Here is a 22,877-nt window from a genome sequence, read left to right as displayed (position 1 = left end):
TTTTAAAATTAGTAAGGAGTTTAATTGACGATCCAATCACCTAAAACATTCTTTTTAGAGAATGCTAAAGCTTCTTGAGCAGTTAATTGACGACTCCATTTAACTCTTTTATTTGCGATATGTTTACCAGTAGATTTGTATTCGGAGTAGCGTGTTGTAGATTCATTTGCAACTTTTCCCCAATTGTTCCAACCTTCTGCTTTAACAGACAAATCCATGTCACAATTGATAAAAGCAGTTTGAGCAAAAGGTCGCCAAGGTCTTCCCAAATGATGAGAATCTTGATTGTTTCCTGAAATTTTACAATTCTCGAAAACGAAACCGTATTTCTGATCTTCTGTCGTTGATGCCGCTGTAATGTATCCTTTCCCTTTATTATTTAGCTGACAGTTCTCAAAATAAGCGGTTCCTGCTCCGAAAATGTAATCGACTGTACCTTCGATGTAACAGTTGTTAAAATATTGTCTGCTTCCGCTTTTCACCAAATACAACGTATCTTGATTTCCTAAAAATCGACAATTTGTAAATTTTATTTTATCTGCATCAACGCGAACAGCAACAGCTTGTCCAACTTCGCCTGCACTATTTTCGAATGTTATATTTTCGGCTGAAAAATTGTCTCCAAAAATAAAATATGAAGCCGAACCAGATGTTCCAATTTCTTGACCAATATTATTTAATTTTGATGCGTAATCATCATATGTCAAAATGGTTTTGTGTTGATCTTCACCAATAAAATTAATCATTGTTTTAGAAGGAGGTAAAGTAATTTTTTCTTTATAAACTCCATTTTTGATCAAAACTTTTACAGGAACTCGACTAAAATCGGGTAGTGCTGCGATTAATTCTTGAATAGTTTTGAATTGCCCTGAACCATCTTTTGCTACAATAAAATCATAATCTTTGACTTTGTTATTTGCTGAATTAATCTTTTCTGAAACTAACGATTCTGCATAAACTTCTAAATTGGTATATTGACTTGATAAATTGTAACCGTTTGCATCATTAATACCAACTTTCAAATTATTTCTTTTCTCCCATTCATCGTCCATTCCATCCTGATCTGTATCTGTAGGAATATTGTATGTTTTTAACGTAGGAAATCCGCCAACTTCTGATTGACTATCGATAATTCCGGTGATATTTTTTGGATATCCGTTTGTTAAATAACCAATTAATCGATTATCAACTTCATCGCGTTTTAAACTTGCTCCAGCATGTGCTTGAACCATTTTGTAGGCATTTTCAGCAGAATGAGTGATAATTTCATTTTTACCAAATTCAGTTTCAGCTTTTGCTTTTAATGGCTCATCTGCTTGTACACCGCCATTCCAGTTATTTGCTGTTATATCAGCATAACCTTCTACAAAATTTCCGTTGACATAAAATTTACCATATGGAATAGAAGGATTTACAATTCTATTTTTATGTTTTGTGGCTAGACCAAATTTGAAATAATTATTAATCAAATTATATTTTCCATTTTCTCCACCATAAATAGAATTTGCGCCCCAATTATAAATTACATTATTACGAAAATCAACCATTTCATCTTCAGGATTCACCGTTGATTCTGAACCACTAAAACGAGGATTTCGACTATTGTTACTCATAATTAGATTGTGGTGGAAACTTGCAGGCTCACCACCCCAAATTCCACCATAACCATGCGCTCCTTTTATATGGACAGATTTATTAAGAGCTTCTGATATGATAGACCATTGAATTGTAAGATTTTTGACACGATAAAACGAGATGTTTTCATCTGTAGCCCAACTTACCGAACAATGATCTATAATTATATTTTGTGCATTTCGACCACCTAAAGCATCACCTTCTACTTTTGCTAAATCGCCTAAACGAAATCTCATGTAACGAATAATTACATTATCAGATTTGATGGTTACAGGATAATTTGAAACGGTAATTCCATCTCCAGGAGCAGTTTGTCCAAGAATAGAAATATTTCCGTAATTAATATCCAAAGGTGATTGTAATACAATGTTTCCGGAAACAGCAAAAACGATTGTTCTGCTCAATTTTTTCTGAATTCCGTATCGTAAACTTCCTTTACCAGAATCGTTGAGATTTGTGACAATATAGACTTCTCCACCTCGTCCGCCAGAACTATACCTGCCATATCCTTCGGCAGAAGGAAAAGCAGGTAAATTCTGTGCAAATAAACATGAGTGAATTAAAAATATAAATGTAATTGCGATGTGTGATTTCATTCTTTATCGTTTAATTAATTCCACCATCTTGGATCTCCAATCGCAGCACCTGTAGAAGATGCAGTTCTTAATGGAGAATTGACTGGTAATGTAAAATCAATTGTTGTATTTGTCCAATTTAGAGCATTTTCTTGATTATTTGTAGAAGTTACTCCAGTTGGAAAAACAAGTTTTTGTAAATCAGCAGCTTTACCATTCGTTAAATTATAGAAATTGTTGAACGTAAAAACAGCTGTACTTGAAGTCGCTAAACGAATTAAATTATTACTCGATAAACTTCCTCCAACCCTTGGCGAATTTGCAATAATATTATTGGTAAAATTAGCTTTGATAGGCACGTTATTGTTGTCTAATAGAGGAAAAGAAGAACTTTGTCCAAAACTGTTAATCGTACAATTGTTGACATTAATTGTTGCGTTTGCAGATGGCGTAGTAATGCTTTCTCTGTATCGAATAAATAAATCTCCAACTTCTGTAAATGTTGAATTTTCGATATTAACTTCGTTAAAAACTAATTTATCTAAATGTAAAAATCCGTAAGATGAAGCTGGGAAATTTTTGAAGAAAGAATGTTTAATTTCAAATTTATCCATTACATATCCGCTATTTGGACCTCTATTTGCTCTGAAAGCTGAGGTTTTAACATTGCTTACAACACAATTTTCAATCGATACATTTGCAAAATTAGCCTTCGCACCATTGCTACTGTTGCTTGTCAAATTGATTAAATAATCTGCCGTATTTGCGCTTCCATCTAATTCGATATTCTTTAGATGTAAACCAGCTCCAGTATCATTTAACGTAAATTCTTTGAAAGAAACTTTTGTGTCTTCTGGATTTCCAGAAATTCCAATCAATGAAATTTTCTTCGCATTAATCGTGAATAATTTATCGCCAGAATCATATTTTCCAGGATTTAATCCAATGATATCACCATCTTTTGCATTGTTAATCAAGGTGATTAAATCATCGCCAGAGTTAGCAATAACACTATAACTTGTAGATGATTTTGTCGTGAAATTCTGAGAACCAACGCTTGTATTTCCTTTATAAATTTCGACTGTATATCGTGTGCTTGGATTAAGTCCTTTTGTTGTTTTAAGTCCAGCAGCTGCTTCGCTACTTGTGATTTGACTTACAATAGGATCGCCAACATAAACAGGATCTTGACCAGAAACTTGGGTATAAGCTTGAAATCTCAATTCAGTTACTCCAGAAGTTACGTCCCAACTAACCGTTGCTTGATTTTCCAGAATATTTGGATCATAAATAGGATGCAAAATTTGGATTCCAATAATTTTAATTCGCTTACTAACAGACCAGTGAGACTCTGGTCTGTTTTCATAAGCATTTGTTTTAACACGTATAAAGAAATTTTTTCTCACGGGAATTTCTTGATCCGTAATAACAACTCCAGCAGAATCTGTTTTTTTAGTTAAAATGATATCTTTTGGATTTGTAAACAACGAATCGCTCGAAACCTCTGTTGTGTAAGTTTCGTCAATATTATTAGTGTATAGAGAAGGTGACCAAGTGACTTTTGTTTCTGTTTCAAAATTTTCAACAGATAAAGACAATGGTGTAAACATTCTCATTGGATCGTTAGATTCTGATTGAAATTCATCATCATTACAAGAGATTACAGCATTTGCAGAAAGTAATACTGCTCCTATAATCAATATTTTACAAAAAGTTTTTTTCATAATAATTGTGTTTTAGTATCCGTAATCTTGTGTTAAATTATAATTTGTATTGATGATATCTTGATAGATTGGTAACAATTCTGAATGATTTGGTTTGTAATATTGTAACCAACCTTTTCGCTCGTCGTTAATCATTGTTGCAGCCATTCCTGTTTGCCAGTTTATGCGTGTATATCCCGTTGGAGTAGAAGCAACAGAAGGAGTGTAGAACAATTCTGTTTTATCATTTCCAACAAAATAAGTATCTAAACTCAAAACAGTTTTTTGGGCTGTCTGTGTTGGATCGTATTTCCCAATTTTGTAATAGATGTATTTAGGTACATTGGCATATTCTCCCGTTCCATCTAATAAATTTTGCAATTTAGCACGAGTTTCTGTTACTACTTGACCTAAAAGATTCCATCTGATTAAGTCATATTTTCGGATAGATTCTCCACCAAATTCCAATAATCTTTCGTGTACAATTTGCTCAAAAAATCCTTGGTAGCCATTCGCTGTAACTGCAGGCATTTTATCAGGATTGTTTGCATAAGCTCTAGCTCTAACTTCTCTCAAAGCATCTATTGCAGCAGCTGTTGGTCCACCGTTTAATTCATTTTCTGCCTCAGCAAACATTAATAAAACATCTGCAAAACGCATAATTGGCCAATTGATTCCAACATTTTGAGAAGGACCTGTTACTTTTGTCCAAGATTTTCTAAATTTTCCGTCTGTTAAAGCATCAATTTTTACCACTTGTGTTAAATCATCAGCATTAATTTCGAATGCATTGATTGTGACATCTCGTCTTTGATCATATTTATCAAATTCATAAAAATAAGTTGGTAAAGCATTGATTCCACCGCCACCATTCCATTTAGAAGCTGCGTTATGACGCAATCCGTTGTAATAACCAAGTTTACTATCTGTTCGTGCATTTCCACCGAAAGCACCAACTTGAAAAATCATTTCGTTTGTGTTATCCATGCGACCTTCGTGAATAGCACGGAAAACATCTTCGTAATTTGGATTGATGTTATGGCTTCCACGTTGTTGCATAATGTCAAACGTTTCGTTACGAGCAATTTGATAATATTTTTCTGGATTTGCTCCTTTAACCATCTGTATCGGTTGTCTTCTTAGTGAATATCCAGCTCTAGCAAGTGCAATACGAGCACGTAAGCCTTTCACAAAAGCTTTTGTGATACGTGTTGTAGGATCTCCAGATTCGGCTCTCCAAGGAATAACTTTTGAAGCTGTTTCTAAATCATTTAATAAAACCTCATACACTTCATCACGATCAGTTTTCGGAAGGAAAATATGTTCGTATTGAGAAGATGGTTTATCTTGAAATGGAACATCTCCAAAGTTTCGGATTAATTCGTAATAATATTGCGCTCTTAACGTCAATGCTTCTCCGTAATATCTGTCCATTAACTTTTTGTCGCTATCACTTCCAGATTTGTAGATATCAGATGTCGGAATATTATAGATTAATAAATTCGCTCTTTCAATTCCTGTGTATAATTGACGGAAAGGTTTGTCTAATTCTGGATTTGTAGGACAAGCATTATACATACTAATTCCACGACGATCATTACAATTGTAATCACCAGATGTTTTGAAATCATCAGCTGCTTGTCCAATGATAGAAGAAATTCTGTTTCCGTAACCATTGTCACCAGCCAATTGATTGTATACACCAACCAAAGCGGAGTAGGTATAACTTGCATCGTTGTAAACTTCTATTTCGGAAGTGTTGGAAGGGCTACTAACATCCAAATAATCATCACATGATGTTGTTGTTAATAAAACGATGCTAACGCCTAATATTTTTATAAATGTTTTTGTTTTCATTTTTAGTGTGTTTTGAGATTAGAAAGTAACATTAATACCTGTTAAGAAAAATCTGCTTCGTGGATAGGCAGCATAATCAACTCCAGGAGTTAAAGGACTTGTACGTCTTGTATTTGCTTCAGGATCATAACCTGAATAACCAGTAATTGTAAATAAATTATTGATTGTTGCGTAGATTCTTACTTTGCTAATAAATTTCGTTTTTGCTAACATATCTTCTGGTAAAGAATACCCAACTGTAACATTGCTTAATCTTAAATAAGATCCATCTTCGATGGCATAAGAATGTAAAATATAGTTTCCAGAAGGAGGTGACCAAAATGTAGCATTTGCGTTTAAAGCTTCTAATTGTGTAGGATCTGTTACTCGATTTCCGTTGTCGTCAAAATTTCTCCAAGCTCCAGCAACAGCTTTTAACATATTATTGTCGCGGTATAAATATTGTGTTGTAAATTCAACTTTATTGGCATTGTAAACTTTATTTCCAACAGAATAAGTGAAGAACATACTAAGATCGATGTTTTTCCATTGAAATTGTTGATTAAATCCACCATAGAATTTTGGTTGAGCATTTCCTAACACTGTTTTATCATTGTCATCAATTATTCCATCGTTATTTAAATCTTTCAATTTTAAATCTCCAGGTCTAACATCTTTTGAACCTAATGCCGCAGCAGAATTGCTTGCAACACCAGCTTTCAACGTATATTTTTGAGTTGATGGATTGTAATCAAAATCGCTCACTTTGTACCATCCATCTGTTACGTAACCATAGAATTGTCCAATAGGTTTACCTACTTCAACTTTGAAATCTTGCAAATTGTTTACCCATCCAGATGATTGATAATAATATTGTAGACCATCACCAGTTACATCTTTACCTAAAGATTTGATAACATTTTGATTATGAGAAATATTGAAGTTTATATTCCATTTGAAATTTTTAGATTTCGCAATATCAGCACCTATTGTAAACTCAATTCCTTTGTTTTCCGTTTCACCAGAGTTTTGGTATTGGTATTCGTATCCACCTGTTTGAGGAATTTTAGCCAATAATAACAAATCTTTTGTATTTGTTACATAAGCATCAATACTACCATAAACACGTTTATTGAATAAAGTATAATCTAAACCAATATTTTTAGAAATTGTTTTTTCCCATTTCGCACCCGAATTTGCCAACCTTTCATTAGGTGCTAAACCTGGAACTACAGCATTATCAAATGAATATCCCCAGTTACTTGAACTACTAAAGAATGTTGAATATAAGAATGGCTCGATGCGATTATTACCCGAAGTACCATAGCTTAAACGTAATTTTAATTCGTCAATCCAAGAAGAATCTTTTAAGAAATTTTCTCTTGCAACATTCCAAGCAAAAGAAGCAGAAGGGAATGTCGCATAGCGATTATCAGGAGAGAAAACACTCGATCCGTCTGTTCTGACAGAAAGCGTTAACATATATTTTTTATTGAACGAATAATTAACTTGCCCAAAAAACGAAGCCAATCGATCTACATTTACTGATGTCGAAACTGGATCTTGAACCATTCCTGCTGGAGGAACCGCACTTTGTAAATTAGAAAATGCTTGATGAGCCAAAATATTTTTTGGTAACCATTTGATATATGTTCTTGATGTTTCTCCGTCTGTTTTTACAATTTCTTGTCCAATCATCACATCTAATTTATGATTAGAACCTAATTTCGGTGAATATTGTAATGTATTTGAATTAGAGATTCTTCTTGTTTGACTTGCGCGTAGATCAACCACAGGAAGATTAGCGTTTGCCATTGCGACACTTGTGATATTCCCATAAAAGCTATTGTCATTACGATCTGTTTGTACATAACCAAAAACAGATTTGAAGGTTAATCCTTTAACAATTTGCCAAGACAAATAACCATTCATCAAAAGGTTTTGTCTTTCGTCTTCTCTTACTTCATTATTCGCTAACAAAACAGGACTTGTAAGGTTTGTTTGCGCGTAATAATCTGGATCGAAGAAGTCTACGTATGACTCGTTTCCTGGAGCAGCAAAAGGTTGATATCTCACTGAATTACGAAGTCTGTTATTTGATTGAGAACCTGTATTTGATGTACCAGGTCCCATGATTTTATCTTTACTATATCTAAAACTAACGCCAGTTTTTACTTTGTCGCTGATTTTATGATTTAATTTGAAGTTTGCTAAATTTCTTTTGTAACCAGAATTTAGCATAATTCCATCTTCGTTGATGTGATTTAAATTTAAACTGAAATCAGTCGATTTATTTCCACCAACAAGCGAAACGTTATGATTTTGAGAAAAAGCTTTTCTTCCAAAAACTTCTTCTTGCCAATCTCTCGCTTCCATACTTTTATAGATGTCAATATCGCTAAAATCTCCATATCTTTTTCTAAAAGAATTTGCTAATTGTTCATCATTATTAATATTATACAATTCATACTGATAACGTACAAATTCATATGGAGTCATTACTTCTAATTTATTCTGAATTTCTCTAAATCCAGTGTAATTAGAGTAAGTAACTTGTGTAGGCATGTTAAAACCACTTTTTGTCGTAATAAGTACAACACCATTTGCACCACGCGCACCATAAATTGCAGTAGAAGCAGCATCTTTCAGAACATCAATACTTGCAATTTCTTGAGGAGATAAAATAGATAAAGCATTTTCTACTTGTATTCCGTCTACGATATATAGAGGGCTGTTGTCTTGTGTAATCGATGTACCTCCGCGAACTTTAATTGTAACATCAGCTCCTGGCGCACCTTCGGACATACTAACTTGTACACCAGCCAATCGACCTTGTATCGCTTCAGCAGCAGAGTTTACCGCCATATCTTTTATTTGATCTGCATTTACACTTGCCACAGAACCTGTTAATTCATCACGTGTTACAGTTGTATATCCAATTACAACAACTTCATTTAGATTTTGTTGTTCTGTTGCAACAAGATCTTTCAGTTTTATATCGATTATTCCTTTTTTATTAACAGGAATAGTCTGTATTTCATAGCCATCATAGGTAATGGTTAAAGTCGAATTATCTGGAACAACAATTTCATAAAAACCATTTTCATCTGTAATTGTTTCGTATGTGGTCCCATCTACATAAATATCTACTCCATTTAGTGGAGAATTATCAATAGATGATTTAACTGTTCCGGAAACTTTTATTTCTTCCTGCGCAAAACTCGCGATTGGTAGAAGCAAAAGCGTGAATAATTTAATTTTTGATATCCTCATATGTATGGTTTTGTGTTTCTTTTCAAACTGTGTCAATTATTAAGTTGCAATATAATGTAATCGATTGCAATAATAAATTTAAAGGTGTACAGAGAACACTAAAATATAACTATTTTTTTTAAAAAAAATATAAACTTTAAAATTTATAAAAAAAATATTTTAACTTTTGTTAATTGTTGATAATCAAAATTATATATAATATAAATTATCATATATAATGATTGAGTATGCAATAATCAAGAGATGACTTTTTAAAAAATGTATAAATTTGTGTTAGTTTTTTCTAATTCTTTGATTTTAGACTTTTAAATATTTAAATTTGTAATCGATTACAAATGCGTTTTGAACGCTTTTAAATAGTTTTAGAACCATTGTAATTTATACATTACTATATAATACTATTGAGATTTAATTTATATTTACTGCAAATCTTGATAACGAACTTGAATTTTACCTTATTATGAAAAAAAGTGCTACAATATATGATATTTCTGAAAAATTGAATATTAGTGCAGCTACCGTTTCGAGGGCTTTAAATGATCATCCTAAAATTAGTCAGAAAACGAAAGAGTTGGTTATGAAAGCTGCTAAAGAGCTTAATTACAAACAAAATACTTTAGCACAGGCTCTAAAAAGTGGGAAGACAAATAATATTGGGATTATTGTTCCATATATTAATACAAATTTTTTCTCATCTCTAATTCGTGGGATAGAAGAGGAGTTGTCTCCACATGGTTACCATGTTATTATTTGTCAAAGTCACGAAGATGTAGATTTAGAAAGAAAACAACTAAATACATTATTGAATGCACAGGTTGATGGTATTTTTATGTCTGTTTCTAAAACGACAGAAGATATTTCGCATATAGAAGCTGCAAAAGAATCAAAAACTCCCATCATATTTTTTGACCGTAAAAAGGATATTGCGGGAATTAGTACTGTAACAATTGATGATTATAAAGGTGGATATTTGGCGACTGAACATTTGATTAAACAAGGTTGTCGAAAAATTTGTCATTTATCTGGTGATTTGCGTTTAGAGATTTATCAGAATCGTTACAATGGTTATATTGATGCGTTGAAAGATAATAAGTTAACTTTTAAAGAAGAATATGTTTTTCCAATTAAAAGTTCGATAGAAGATGGAGTTGAAGCAATAAAAAAATTGTGGAGTTTGTCTTTGCCACCAGATGGAATTTTCTCAGCCAGTGATTATGCAGCATTGGGTGCTTGTCAACAATTGAAAAAGAAAAATATAAGTATTCCAGAAGATGTTGCAATAATAGGTTTCAGTAATGAACCATTTACGCAATATATGGAATTGCCTATTAGTAGTGTTGATCAGACACCAGATATAATGGGAAAAATTTCCGCTCAAGTATTTCTGGAATATATGAACGAAAATTTTTCAGGGATAAGCATAGAAAAAAAGGTTGTTTTAAATCCTCAAATTCATATTCGAAAATCTTCGAAAAGAAAATAGGTTATAATGAAACACCTCTTTTCCAAGGGATAAAATCGTTTTGATTTAAAATTTTAGCTTTTACTTTGACTTCACCGCTAGCAACTTTTATGATAAATTCTAAAAGTTCGTCAGCGGTTTCTTCAATTGTTTTATTTCCTGTGATGATTTCTCCTGTGTTAAAATCTATAATATCAGGCATTTTTTCTTGTAATGCTGTGTTTGAAGAAATTTTTACAACAGGGGCAACAGGATTTCCAGTAGGCGTTCCTAAACCTGTGGTGAACAAAACAATATTAGATCCAGTTCCGACCAAAGCGGTTGTACATTCTACATCATTTCCTGGTGTGCATAATAAGTTTAATCCAGGTTTTTTGATATATTCTGTATAATCTAACACATCTTGAATAGGAGAGGAACCGCCTTTTTTGGCTGCACCAGCAGATTTCATCGCATCTGTTATTAATCCATCTTTTATATTTCCAGGAGAAGGATTCATGTCAAATCCAGAACCAGCTGCAACAACAGAATCTTCGAAATCTTTCATTAATTGTAAAAATCTTTCGGCATCTTTTTCGTCCACACAACGGTTGATTAATTCTTGTTCAACTCCGCATAATTCAGGAAATTCGGACAAAATTGTTGAACCTCCAATTGCAGCCATAATATCTGATAAATAGCCTAAAGTTGGATTAGCAGAAATACCAGAAAAACCATCTGATCCTCCACATTCTAATCCTAAAACTAATTTAGATAATGGAGCTGGTTTACGTTCAATTTCATTGGCTTTTTTGATTGCTTCGAACGAATCTTTAATAATTCCGTTTAACATATTATCAACCGTTCCAGATTTTTGTTGCTCATAAACGATAATAGGTTTTTGATTATCAGGATTGATTTTATGTAAAGCTTCTTTAAAGATATCAACTTGTAAATTCTGGCAACCAAGGCTCAAAACTGTTGCACCAGCGACATTGGGATTGTTTACATATCCAGCAAGTAATCTTCCCAAAGCTTCAGCATCTTGACGAATTCCACCACAACCTCCTTGATGTGTAACGAATTTAACATCAATATTTTTGAAAACTCTTGTATCTTCTTCATCTATTTCTTGCTCGTTTTCATCAGAATTCTGAATTAACGAACGTAAAAGCAACTGATGTTTTGATGGTTTTTCGAATAATAATTCTTTTTCGAAAATATCTTTCAAAATTTCCACATTTCTGTTTTCACAAAAAACCAAAGGAAAAAATAGCCAAATATTTTCAGTTCCAACCTGTCCGTCTTCCCTGTGATAACCCATAAATGTTCTGTCTTTCCATTTATCGATATTTGGAGCGGTCCATGACGTTGTAGTTGTTTTCTTTTCGACTTTAGAACTTTGATGTTTTACATTTTCAGTCGTAATAACTTCACCTTTTTTTATGTTGCAAACGGCTTTTCCGACAGTAATACCATACATTGTAATCGTATCATTTTCTACAAAATCTATTGCAGCAAATTTGTGTTTCGCATTTGTATCTTTCTGAATTTGATATTCAGCATTATCAACGACCACAATTTCATTTGCTTTTAGGTCAACTAATGCAACAATTACATTATCCGTTGGATTAACTTTTATAGCTTTTTTCTGCATTTTTCTCTCTTAAATCGTTTGGTTGCTATACATTTCATAAGATTTTTCAATCCCATATTCATCAATCAGTCGAAGAGCTTTTTCAACTTCATTCTCTAATTGATTAACCTTTGTCAAATCTTGTTCCCAAAAATTTATATTTTTCAAAACAGAATGACTTATTTGTTGATAATCATTGTTTTCCCAAATATTTCTGAACTCATTTATAATCGCTTCGTCATCATTCACAGGTAATTTTTGATTGTTCCAATCACCTTTATAAAAACGAATTAAACAAGCCAAAGAAAATGTAATTCCTTTCGGAATTTGATTGAATTTTTCTACATAATCTAATAAACTAGGTAAAACACGAACTTTGAATTTAGAAATTGAATTTAACGCAATACTCGATAAATAGTGTTTGATAAATGGATTTCTAAATCGATCTAAAACATCTTCTGTATATTCTTTTAACTGTTCTTCTGGTAAATCAAGGATAGGAATAATTTCATTATAAATAATATTTTTAATAAAACCTCCAGCTACTTTGTTATCGATTGCATAACGAACAGTTTCTATTCCTAACATGATAGAAAAAGGAACCATTGAAGTGTGAGCGCCGTTCAAAATTCTGACTTTAGAAGTACGATATGGCGCTATATTTTCGACAAGCAAAATCTGTTCATTTGCTTTACTAAAAGGAATCTTTTCTTCTAATTTTTCATCACCTTCAATTGCCCAAAATAAGAACGCCTCTGAAACAACAATCAATTCATCTTCATAGTTTAACTGATTTGTGTAACTCTCTAAATCATCCTTTGGAAATCCTGGTACAATCCTATCTACTAATGTATTATGAAAGTTATTTGAAGTGTTAATCCAAGTAATAAAATCATTTTCTAAGTTCCATAATTTAGCATATTCTAAAATATAATCTTTCAGAATAATGGCGTTATTCTCAATTAATTCACATGGAATAATAGTTAAACCTTTGTCAGAATCTCCATTAAAATAAAGATATCTTTCATATAAGAACGCGGTTAATTTTGCAGGAAAATTTTCGTGTGGCGCATTTTCTAATTTATCTTCTGAAGGATCAAATACAATTCCAGATTCTGTTGTGTTAGAAAAAACAAATTCCAATTGGTCTTCTTTTGCTAATTTCAAAAAATCTTGATATTCTTTATAAGGATTAATCGATTTCTGAATCGCAGAAATAACACGATTTTCATCAATCAATTCACCTTTTTTAATCCCTCTAATAAATAAAGTGTACAGATTATCTTGTTCTTCAAAAGTATGAAATGAACTTCCAGAAGGCGTAACTTTTATGTTTGCGATTCCTGCATTAAAATTGGCATCTTTATTCAGTTTATCGATTACATAGTCTGTAAAAGCGCGCATAAAATTTCCACCTCCAAATTGAATAATTTTTATAGGAAGTTCATTTTCTTGATGATATAGTTTTTTATTTAATTTTGTTTTCAAGTTATTGAATTTAAATTGATTATTTAATCACTTTGTATTTTGGTACTAATATTTTCATGACAATCCATGCTGTTAAATATGCAACTCCACAAATTGTAAAAATGATCATATAACCTTTATTGATTCCATCAACTATAATTGCTCCCGATTTTTCTAAATCTGAAAGTAAATTTTCTGGTAATCTTTCGTTAATGTATTGAGGATATTTTTCTAATAATGGTGTGCCATCGATAGTTGTCCAGTTTTTGTGCGAATAATCAAACAAAACTCCTGATGATTTGTTGATCAAAAAAGAACCAATTCCACCAGCCATACCACCGATTCCAACTATTGTAGCAATAGCGCTTTTAGGAAACATGTCTCCAACAGTAGAGAAAATATTTGCAGACCAAGCTTGATGTGCTGCTCCAGCAATACCGATGATAATTACAGGAATCCAAAAAGAGGTTGCACCAAGAGGTTGAGCTAATAATGCCAATAATGGAAAGAAAGCAAAAATTAACATTGCGCGCATTCTTCCTGAATATGGATTCATGTTTAATTTATCTACAAAATATTTTGGTAACCATCCTCCAATAATTGAAAGTAATGTGATGATGTAAAGTACAAATAAAGGTAAGGCACTTTGTGTGCTATCCATCTTGTATACTGAGCTTAAGTAGGCTGGAGTCCAGAAAAGATAGAACCACCAAACACCGTCTGTCATAAATTTTCCGAAGATAAAAGCCCATGTTTGTTTGTATTTAAAACATTCAGAAAAAGTTAGTTTTCTACCTTCTGTAGATACTCCTGTATTTTCTTCTATATCTTGTTGAATATATTCTAACTCAGCACTATTAACCTTTGGATGTTTGTGTGGTTCTTGGTACAAATAAATCCAAAATCCCATCCAAATAAATCCTAATGCTCCGATGATGATAAAAGCCATTTCCCAACCCATCGATTTTGCAATAAATGGAATTGTAAGAGGAGCAGCTAACGCACCAACAGTAGCACCAGCATTGAAAATACTTGTAGCAAACGCACGGTCTTTTTTCGGGAAATATTCGGCTGTAGCTTTGATTGCTCCAGGGAAATTACCTGCTTCGCCGATTGCTAAGATTAATCGAGCAAAAATAAATAAGCTAACACTTGTTGAAATAATTAATGAAGTGTTACTTACTTTTTCTAAGACTTCTTTTGCTCCAGCAAATCCTAAAAACCAATTATCTGTAATAAATCCTGCCGTTGCAATTCCACAAAAAGCGTGTAAACATGCACCAATCGACCAAATTGCAATAGCATATAAGAAACCTTTTTTAGTTCCCATTTTGTCAATAAATCGGCCAGCAAATAACATACTTACAGCATAAAATATTGAAAAAAGAGCGGTGATATTTCCGTAATCATTATTATTCCAGTGAAATTCTGGAACTAAATAATCTTTCCAAGTTAATGATAAAACTTGACGATCTAAGTAATTTATGGTTGTGGCAACAAATAGTAAACTGCAAATAGTCCATCTAAAACTACTTGGTTTAATGGAAGTTTCGTTCTTCATTTAGTGTGTTTTTTTGATTTATTATTTTGACTTCTTCCTTTAAATCATATATTTTTTAATTCTTTATAGATTTGTATTGATTCTCCAACTGTTCGTTCAATTTGTGAGTAATCATATTCATTCGATGAATTTTTTGTGAACAATTGTGATCCAATTCCAACACAATAAGCGCCAGCATTTATCCAACTTGCTATGCTTTCTTTTGTAGGCATAACACCTCCGCTTGGCATAATATCCGTCCAAGGCATTGGTCCATTTACAGCTTTTATAAAATCTGGCCCTCCAACTTGGCTTGCTGGAAATATTTTGATGATTTCAGCTCCTAATTCTTCTGCTAAAGATATTTCCGATACAGATCCACAACCAGGTATCCAAGCTACTTTTCTTCGGTTACAAACTTTTGCTACTTCAGGATTTAATGAAGGTGCAACAATAAAATTTGCTCCTAATTGTAGATATAATGCAGCAGTTGATGCGTCTAAAACAGAACCTATTCCTAAGATTAATTCTGGTAATTCTTTTGCGGCATATTTATTTAATTCAGCAAAAACTTCGTGCGCAAAATCGCCTCTGTTTGTAAATTCAAATAATCTTGCGCCACCATTGTAACAAGCTTTTATTATTTTTTTAGAAATTTCGATGTCTTGATGGTAAAAAACAGGAACAATTCCAGTTTCTTTTGCTTTTAAAGCGACTTCTATTCTTGTAAATCGTGCCATTTTTATCTTTTTATTCTTCCTCCAAAATTCCCATTAACTAACTCTAAAATATCATCAACAGAAGCTAAATTTGTATCTCCTAAAATGGTATGTTTCATTGCGCAAGCGGCATTTGCAAAGTTTAAAGCAAATTGATCATCGTGATTAATCAAACCATAAATCAAACCTGCAGCAAAAGCATCGCCAGTTCCAATTCGATCAACGACATGGTTGATTTGAATTTCTTCTGTTTCTAAGTATTCATTATTAATCCAAGCTCTACCTTGTGTTGCTTGCGAACTTGCATTAATTCCAATTCTAACTTTATCAAATACTTTTTGAATTGATGGAATTTCTTTCATCAATGTTTTAGATGCTTCAATAAATCCATTCTTATCTGTTGAGAAGTTTGTTTCTAAAATTTCATTGATTTCATTCACTCCACCAATAAAAATGGTTGAATATCCGATTAATTCTTTCAAAATATTTTGTCCTTTTTTACCGTAATTCCATAAATTACTTCTATAAGCAGGATCAGTTGTGATATGAATACCTTTGGAATAAGCCAATTGTAAACCTTGCTTCAACGTTTCATAAGCAGATTCTGAAATTCCAGGTGTAATTCCTGTCCAATGGAAAAAGTTACAGTTTTCTAAGGCTTTATTCCAATCAACTTCGTTTGGTTTTATATTTGAAAAAGATCCATTTAATCGATTATAAGCAATACGACTTGGTCTGACGTCAGAACCAACTTCTAAAAAATATAATCCTAGCGGATGTTCATTTTTTGTGATAAAAGAAACATCAATTCCTAAACTCTTCATGTAAGAAATAGCTGCGTCTCCGACAAAATCATTCGAAACATTTGAGATGTGCTGCGTTTTACAACCAAAAGTTGACAAAGAAGCCGCAACATTCATTTCTGTCCCGCCAAAAAAGAATTCTACTTCTTTACTTTGTTGCAAAGTTTTATGATTTGATGGAGAAATTCTCATTAAAACTTCTCCAAAAGTCAAAATATTATTGCTCATAAATAGATCTAAAAATCAAAATATTCTTTTGCATTGTAATAACAGATATCTGATATTGTTTTTCCAACTAATTCAATATCATTTGGTAATTCTCCATTTGCCATTTCTTCTCCGAATAAATTACAAATAACTCGTCTGAAATACTCATGCCTAGGGAAAGATAAGAAACTTCTCGAATCTGTCAACATTCCAATAAAGCAACTTATTAACCCCATATTAGATAGGGCATTTAGTTGTTTGATGATTCCATCTTTTTGATCTAAAAACCACCAACTTGAACCAAATTGTACTTTTCCTTTTACGCTTCCATCATTGAAATTTCCAATCATTGTTGCAAAAATTTCATTATCAGCTGGATTCAAATTATAGATGATTGTTTTTGTCAATTTATCATTTCCATCTAGTCTATTTAAGAATTTAGAAAGATTGGCTGCTTGTTTAAAATCTCCGATAGAATCCCAACCTGTATCAGGCCCTAAAACACGATGCATACGAGCATTGTTATTGCGAAGTGCGCCTAAATGATATTGTTGAATCCATCCAAATTGATGATACGTTTCTCCTAAAAATAAAAGTAGGGCAGTTTTGAATTGTTCGATTTGAGTATGATTTAATGGTTGGTTATTTCTTTTTGATTCGAAAATTGTATTGATTTCATTATCAGTAAATTCTTCGTAAGAAATATTATTTAAACCATGATCACAAATCTTGCAACCGATTGCATTAAACGCTTCAATTCGATTATATAATGCATCTTTCAAGTTTTGGAATGAATTAATTTCGAAACCAACAACTTCAGAAAGTTTATTAATGTAAGAATTATAATCTTCATTTTCAATCAGAATTGCTTTATCTGGTCGGAAAGCTGTACTAACTTTTGTCTTGAAATTACTTTCATTCAACGTTTTGTGATATTCTAAAGTATCTATCGGATCTTCTGTCGTACAAACTGTTTCAGCATTTACTAAGCTTAATAAACCTTGACAAGATTTATCTGCTTGTTGTAATTGAACCGAAGTATTTTCGAAAATTTCTTTCGCGTTATTTTCGTTCAATAATTCATCGATTCCAAAATATCGTTTTAATTCTAAATGAGTCCAATGAAATAGAGGATTTCGAAGTGTATGAGGAACAGTTTTCGCCCAAGCTTCAAATTTTTCTAAATCAGACGCATTTCCTGTGATGTAATTTTCATTAATTCCTAACGTTCGCATTGCGCGCCATTTGTAATGATCTCCAGCTATCCAAACTTTCGAAATATTTTCAAAAACTCTATTTTCTGCAATGTCTTTTGGCGATAAATGATTGTGATAATCTATAATAGGAAGTTTTTCAGCATAGTTGAAATACAATTCCTCGGCATATTTATTTTGTAATAAAAATGTATCAGTAATAAATGATTTCATATAGTATTTAAATTTTACTCGTTTGATGGTTTACCTATTGTTGCTAAAATTCCTCCATCGACATAAATAATTTGTCCATTAACAAAATTACTTGCTTCCGAAGCTAAGAAAACCGCTGTGCCAGCTAAATCTTCGGGATTTCCCCAACGACCAGTCGGCGTTCGATTGATAATAAATTCGTTGAAAGGATTTCCATCCACACGAATAGGTTCTGTTTGAGAAGTTGCAAAATAACCAGGTCCGATTCCGTTAACTTGAATATTGTGTTTTGCCCATTCTGTCGCTAAATTGCGCGTTAACATTTTCAATCCACCTTTTGCCGAAGCGTAGGCAGAAACATTGTCTCGTCCCAATTCGCTCATCATCGAACAAATATTAATTATTTTTCCAGCTTTACGCTCAATCATTCCTTTTGCAACCAATTGTGACATAATGAAAGGACCAACTAAATCGACATCGATAACTTTTCTGAAATCTTCGACATCCATATCTACCGCAAGAACTCGTTTGATAATTCCAGCATTGTTGACAAGAATATCAATTTGACCATGATTTTTTTCGATTAACTCAACTTGTTCTTTTGCTTTCAGTTGATCAGTTACATCAAAAATATATCCTGATGCCGTAAATCCTTTGTTTTTATAATATTGTAAGGTTTCCTCAAGTTTTGATGGAGTTGTGCTTGTAATAACTAATTCAGCACCAGCTTGCGCCAATCCATCTGCCATTGCTAATCCTAAACCGTGTGTACCGCCAGTGATTAAAGCTACTTTTCCTGATAAATCAAATAAATTCATAATTCTATTATTTTAATTCATCCGTATTTACACCATCCATATCACCATAATCCATATTTTCGCCAGCCATACCCCAAATAAAAGTATAATTTGAAGTACCTACACCCGAGTGAATAGACCATTCTGGCGAAATAACAGCTTGATTGTTTTGTAAGAAAATGTGACGCGTTTCATTTGGTTGTCCCATAAAATGGCTAATTGATTGCCCTTTTTCTAAATCAAAATAGAAATAAGCTTCCATTCGTCTTTCATGTGTATGAGCCGGCATTGTATTCCATACACTACCAGGATGTAATTCGGTCATACCCATTTGTAATTGGCAAGTTTCTAAAACACTATTTACAATAAGTTTATTGATTGTTCTTTTATTCGCGTATTTAGAGTCGCCTAACTCAACAATTTCAGCTTCGTTTTTTGTTATTTTTTTAGTTGGAAAAGAGTGATGAGCTGGAGCAGAGTTGATATAAAACAAAGGTTGTTCGTTATTTAGTTTATCAAAAACGATTTCTTTATTCCCTTTACCAATATAAAGAGCTTCTTTATTATTCAATTCATAAGAAGTTCCATCAACAGTTATTTTTCCTTTTCCACCAACATTTATAATACCTAATTCTCTTCTCTCTAAGAAAAATTCTGCTTTAAGATCTGTTGTAGGTTCTAATGTTAGCGCATGATTAGCTGGATAAATTCCACCAACAATCAAGCGGTCATACATCGAATACACTAATTTCACCTGATCTTCTATAAATATATCAGGAATTAAAAAATGTTCTCTTAGTTCTTCAGTTGTATATTTTTTAACATCATTAGGGTGATGTGCATACCTAAATTCAGAATTTATCATAATTGTTATTTATTAAAATTAATGTAATCGATTACATTTTGTATTTAAAAAAATACATCGAGATGATGTTTTGTAAAAGTATTAAAAAGTTTTTTAATAATGTACATAAAACACTATAAAAATTTCTTTACAAGAGATGACGAATGTAGTTGTTTGAAAATTATTAGTAATAAAAAAAACTTATACCATTTACTTACAGAAATATATAAATGATTTATAATTATCATTAACATAAAATGAAATCATATTTGTTTTTTAGAATAGAAATAAACTATATTTATAAGCTTTTTAAAAAGCTAATCATCAAACATTATTAATAATTATATCAAAACACATGAGTCAAACACAAAAAACTAATTATCCAGCACTTTATACGCTGATAATTGTATTTTTTTTCTGGGGTTTTATAGCAGCGGGTAATAATATTTTTATTCCATTTTGTAAAAATTACTTTGAATTAGATCAATTTCAATCTCAATTAATCGATTTTGCTTTTTATACAGCCTATTATATTGGTGCGCTTTTATTATATATATTGAGTGTTGTTAAAGGAAAGGATTTAGTAGGAAGATGGGGGTATAAAAAAAGTATAGTTTATGGACTTTTATTTTCTGCATTAGGAGCTGGGGCTATGATAATTGCAGTTCAAGTAAATATTTATATTGGGATGCTAATGGGATTATTTATTGTTGCTTTAGGATTCTCATTGCAGCAAACTGCTGCAAATCCATTTGCAGTTTTATTAGGTGATCCTAAAACAGGAACTTCTCGAATTAACTTGGGAGGTGGAATAAATTCTTTTGGAACTACAATTGGTCCATTAGTAATTGGTTTTGCATTGTTTGGTACTTTTGATCATGTGTCAGACGATGTAATTAAGAGCTTACCATTAACAAAGGTAGAATATCTATATATAGGAGTAGGTTTATTATTTGTTATTGCTGCGGCAATTTTCTTCTTTTCTAAGAAAGTTCCAGCAGGAATAAATAATGAACCAATGGAGAAATCAAACAAAGCATTAACAATGTTAATTGTAATGACAATTTTACTATTAATCATGTTTGTTCCAGTATTTTTAAGTTATAAGAGTGTCGAAGCTTTAAGAATTGAAGAATTAAATAACTTAATTAATAATACGACAAACATAACATTAATAGATAGTTATAAAGCAGAAGTAGTTACGTTAAAAAATCCTTTAGAATTAAAAAGAATGGCTTGGCTTTTTGGAGCTTTATCAGTTGTTATAATTGGATTATTGTATGCCTATTTCAGCGCAAAGAAAAAGTCGGAAGGATGGGGAGCTATGAAATATCCTCAATTAATTCTAGGAATGTTAGCATTGTTTTTATATGTAGGTGTTGAAGTAGCTATAGGTTCTAATCTAGGAGAATTGTTGACACTAAAAGAATTTGGAAGTCTTAGCTCATCACAAATAACTCCATATGTAACGATGTATTGGGGAAGTATGATGATTGGTAGATGGGCAGGAGCTATAAGCGCATTTAATTTGACTAAATCCAAAAAACAATTCCTATTAATAATTGTTCCGGTTATTGCTTTTTCAATTGTTATAGGTGTTAATACTATAGCTGGATTTGATATGTCACATTTATATTTTTATATCATATGTATAGCCTTACAAATTGCAGCATTTTTCTTATCTAAAGATAAACCAGCTCGTACATTACTTATTTTCGCAATCTTTGGAGCGATCGCAATGACAATTGGTTTACTTTCGACAGGTATTGTTGCCATTTATGCATTTTTAGCTGGAGGTTTAGCTTGTTCTATCATGTGGCCCGCAATTTTTAGTTTATCTATTGTAGGTTTAGGTAAATATACAGCACAAGGTTCTGCATTTTTAGTAATGATGATTTTAGGAGGAGGTATTATTCCTCCTATACAAGGAAAATTATCTGATATTATAGGAATTCATAATTCATATGTTATTCCATTAATTTGTTTTATTTATTTAATATCTTTTGCAGTAATGGTCAAAGGATTTTTAAAGAAACAAGGAATTAATATAGATGAGATTGAATCTGAAGGAGGACATTAAAAAGAATAATGTTAGTCATAAAAAAACGGAAGAATAATATTATTCTTCCGTTTTTTTTAAGTTTTAAATTATATACTTTTTTATTAAGTATTTAAGATAATATAAAAAAAATCGCTTAAGTAGAGAACTAAGCGATTTTTCAATAGATGTAGTTAAGGTAATAAGAATTGGTTAGTAATCTTATTTTGGGTTGTTTAGTTGGTTGAAATATAGGTTGTTATTTCTTTTTCAAAATTGATAAAAATTTTAGAATTAAAATATCCCTATTTATAGGTATTTTTTTAAGGTTTTGAAATCAATCCATATTCTATGGCTGATGTGATTGCCGAACTTAAATTTGATGTTTTAAATTTTTCAATCAAATTCTTGCGATGACTGTCCACCGTATGCGTACTAATAAACAGTTTATCTGCAATTTGTTGTGTTGTTAATCCTTGCGCAGCTTCAATTAAAACCTCTTTTTCGCGACGTGTCAATTTCGGAATCGTATTCAAACCATCTTTTTCTTTCTTATTCATCACATTTTTAGTTTGTGAACAAAGAAATTTCTTTCCATCAAAAATAGAATTAATCCCTTCTAATATTTCGTCAACAGAAGCGTTTTTCTGAATATAGCCAGAAGCACCTTCTTCCAAACAACTATTAATCACAGCGTATTCATTGTGCACGCTCAACATAATAATGTGCATTTCAGGATATTTTTTCTTGAAAGGTTTAATCAATTCAATACTATTGGTATCCGATAAATTGATATCTAACAAAAGAATATCAATTTCTGTGGTTTTTAAGGCTTCTTGTAATTGTTGAGACGAAGCATAACAATCAACTACTTGTAAGTTTGGCTGATTACTCAAAATATTTCGTAAACCTTCTAATAATAAGGGATGGTCGTCTGTGATTGCTATTTTTATCATA

The 22,877-nt window shown here is 31.9% G+C and carries 15 protein-coding genes; 2 read left to right on the top strand and 13 right to left on the bottom strand.

The genetic code is table 11. The annotated features are described in order from the left end of the window. Nucleotides 1-20 precede the first annotated feature (20 nt). Genes N5D90_RS03345 through N5D90_RS03330 form a run of 4 tightly spaced genes read right to left on the bottom strand, consistent with a single transcriptional unit; the run spans nucleotide 21 to nucleotide 9,022 of the window. Nucleotides 21-2,231: a pectinesterase family protein gene (locus N5D90_RS03345; protein WP_280061550.1), complete on the bottom strand. Its 2,211-nt coding sequence runs from the start codon at nucleotides 2,229-2,231 to the stop codon at nucleotides 21-23. Between the two features lie 14 nt (nucleotides 2,232-2,245). Then, the gene (locus N5D90_RS03340; RefSeq protein ID WP_280061549.1) at nucleotides 2,246-3,934 is read right to left on the bottom strand and encodes a DUF4957 domain-containing protein; all 1,689 of its coding nucleotides are present in this window, start codon (nucleotides 3,932-3,934) and stop codon (nucleotides 2,246-2,248) included. Nucleotides 3,935-3,946: 12 nt separating this feature from the next. Beyond that, on the bottom strand, nucleotides 3,947-5,770 hold the full coding sequence (locus tag N5D90_RS03335) for a RagB/SusD family nutrient uptake outer membrane protein (RefSeq protein WP_280061548.1): 1,824 nt from the start codon (nucleotides 5,768-5,770) through the stop codon (nucleotides 3,947-3,949). Between the two features lie 18 nt (nucleotides 5,771-5,788). Further along, nucleotides 5,789-9,022 carry a TonB-dependent receptor gene (locus tag N5D90_RS03330; RefSeq protein WP_280061547.1) on the bottom strand — a complete coding sequence of 1,078 codons (3,234 nt, stop codon included), beginning with the start codon at nucleotides 9,020-9,022 and terminating at the stop codon, nucleotides 5,789-5,791. A gap of 460 nt (nucleotides 9,023-9,482) precedes the next feature. Between N5D90_RS03330 and N5D90_RS03325 the strand changes: the two genes are divergently transcribed. Further along, nucleotides 9,483-10,505, top strand: a complete 1,023-nt coding sequence (locus N5D90_RS03325; RefSeq protein WP_280061546.1) for a LacI family DNA-binding transcriptional regulator — start codon at nucleotides 9,483-9,485, stop codon at nucleotides 10,503-10,505. Between the two features lies 1 nt (nucleotide 10,506). On the opposite strand, the gene N5D90_RS03320 is transcribed toward N5D90_RS03325, so the two are convergent. Genes N5D90_RS03320 through kduI form a run of 8 tightly spaced genes read right to left on the bottom strand, consistent with a single transcriptional unit; the run spans nucleotide 10,507 to nucleotide 19,903 of the window. Beyond that, nucleotides 10,507-12,120 carry an altronate dehydratase family protein gene (locus N5D90_RS03320; protein ID WP_280061545.1) on the bottom strand — a complete coding sequence of 538 codons (1,614 nt, stop codon included), beginning with the start codon at nucleotides 12,118-12,120 and terminating at the stop codon, nucleotides 10,507-10,509. Nucleotides 12,121-12,129: 9 nt separating this feature from the next. After that, complete coding sequence (locus N5D90_RS03315; protein ID WP_038330471.1) at nucleotides 12,130-13,587, bottom strand: tagaturonate reductase; 1,458 nt, start codon at nucleotides 13,585-13,587, stop codon at nucleotides 12,130-12,132. A gap of 19 nt (nucleotides 13,588-13,606) precedes the next feature. Continuing rightward, on the bottom strand, nucleotides 13,607-15,127 hold the full coding sequence (locus N5D90_RS03310) for an MFS transporter (protein ID WP_280061544.1): 1,521 nt from the start codon (nucleotides 15,125-15,127) through the stop codon (nucleotides 13,607-13,609). A gap of 44 nt (nucleotides 15,128-15,171) precedes the next feature. After that, complete coding sequence (locus N5D90_RS03305) at nucleotides 15,172-15,846, bottom strand: bifunctional 4-hydroxy-2-oxoglutarate aldolase/2-dehydro-3-deoxy-phosphogluconate aldolase (RefSeq protein WP_280061543.1); 675 nt, start codon at nucleotides 15,844-15,846, stop codon at nucleotides 15,172-15,174. 2 nt (nucleotides 15,847-15,848) lie between these two features. After that, nucleotides 15,849-16,856, bottom strand: coding sequence for a sugar kinase (locus N5D90_RS03300; protein WP_115000425.1), 1,008 nt, complete (start codon nucleotides 16,854-16,856; stop codon nucleotides 15,849-15,851). 8 nt (nucleotides 16,857-16,864) lie between these two features. Next, nucleotides 16,865-18,262 carry a glucuronate isomerase gene (uxaC, locus tag N5D90_RS03295; RefSeq protein WP_115000424.1) on the bottom strand — a complete coding sequence of 466 codons (1,398 nt, stop codon included), beginning with the start codon at nucleotides 18,260-18,262 and terminating at the stop codon, nucleotides 16,865-16,867. Nucleotides 18,263-18,276: 14 nt separating this feature from the next. Continuing rightward, a complete protein-coding gene (locus N5D90_RS03290; protein WP_280061542.1) occupies nucleotides 18,277-19,059 on the bottom strand; it encodes a gluconate 5-dehydrogenase in 783 nt (260 codons plus the stop codon). 7 nt (nucleotides 19,060-19,066) lie between these two features. Next, complete coding sequence (kduI, locus tag N5D90_RS03285; RefSeq protein WP_280061541.1) at nucleotides 19,067-19,903, bottom strand: 5-dehydro-4-deoxy-D-glucuronate isomerase; 837 nt, start codon at nucleotides 19,901-19,903, stop codon at nucleotides 19,067-19,069. A gap of 334 nt (nucleotides 19,904-20,237) precedes the next feature. Between kduI and N5D90_RS03280 the strand changes: the two genes are divergently transcribed. Further along, complete coding sequence (locus tag N5D90_RS03280; RefSeq protein WP_038330483.1) at nucleotides 20,238-21,962, top strand: glucose transporter; 1,725 nt, start codon at nucleotides 20,238-20,240, stop codon at nucleotides 21,960-21,962. Between the two features lie 281 nt (nucleotides 21,963-22,243). Here the strand turns inward: N5D90_RS03280 and N5D90_RS03275 are convergent, their stop codons facing one another. Continuing rightward, entirely contained in the window at nucleotides 22,244-22,876 is a 633-nt protein-coding gene (locus N5D90_RS03275) for a response regulator transcription factor (RefSeq protein WP_280061540.1), read from the bottom strand. Nucleotide 22,877: the final 1 nt, after the last annotated feature.

Origin of the sequence: Empedobacter sp. GD03797, assembly GCF_029842105.1 — a bacterium.
GTDB lineage: Bacteria > Bacteroidota > Bacteroidia > Flavobacteriales > Weeksellaceae > Empedobacter > Empedobacter falsenii_C.
The sequence above is the reverse complement of the archived record's forward strand: the minus strand, read 5'-3'. Positions and strand labels throughout refer to the sequence as shown.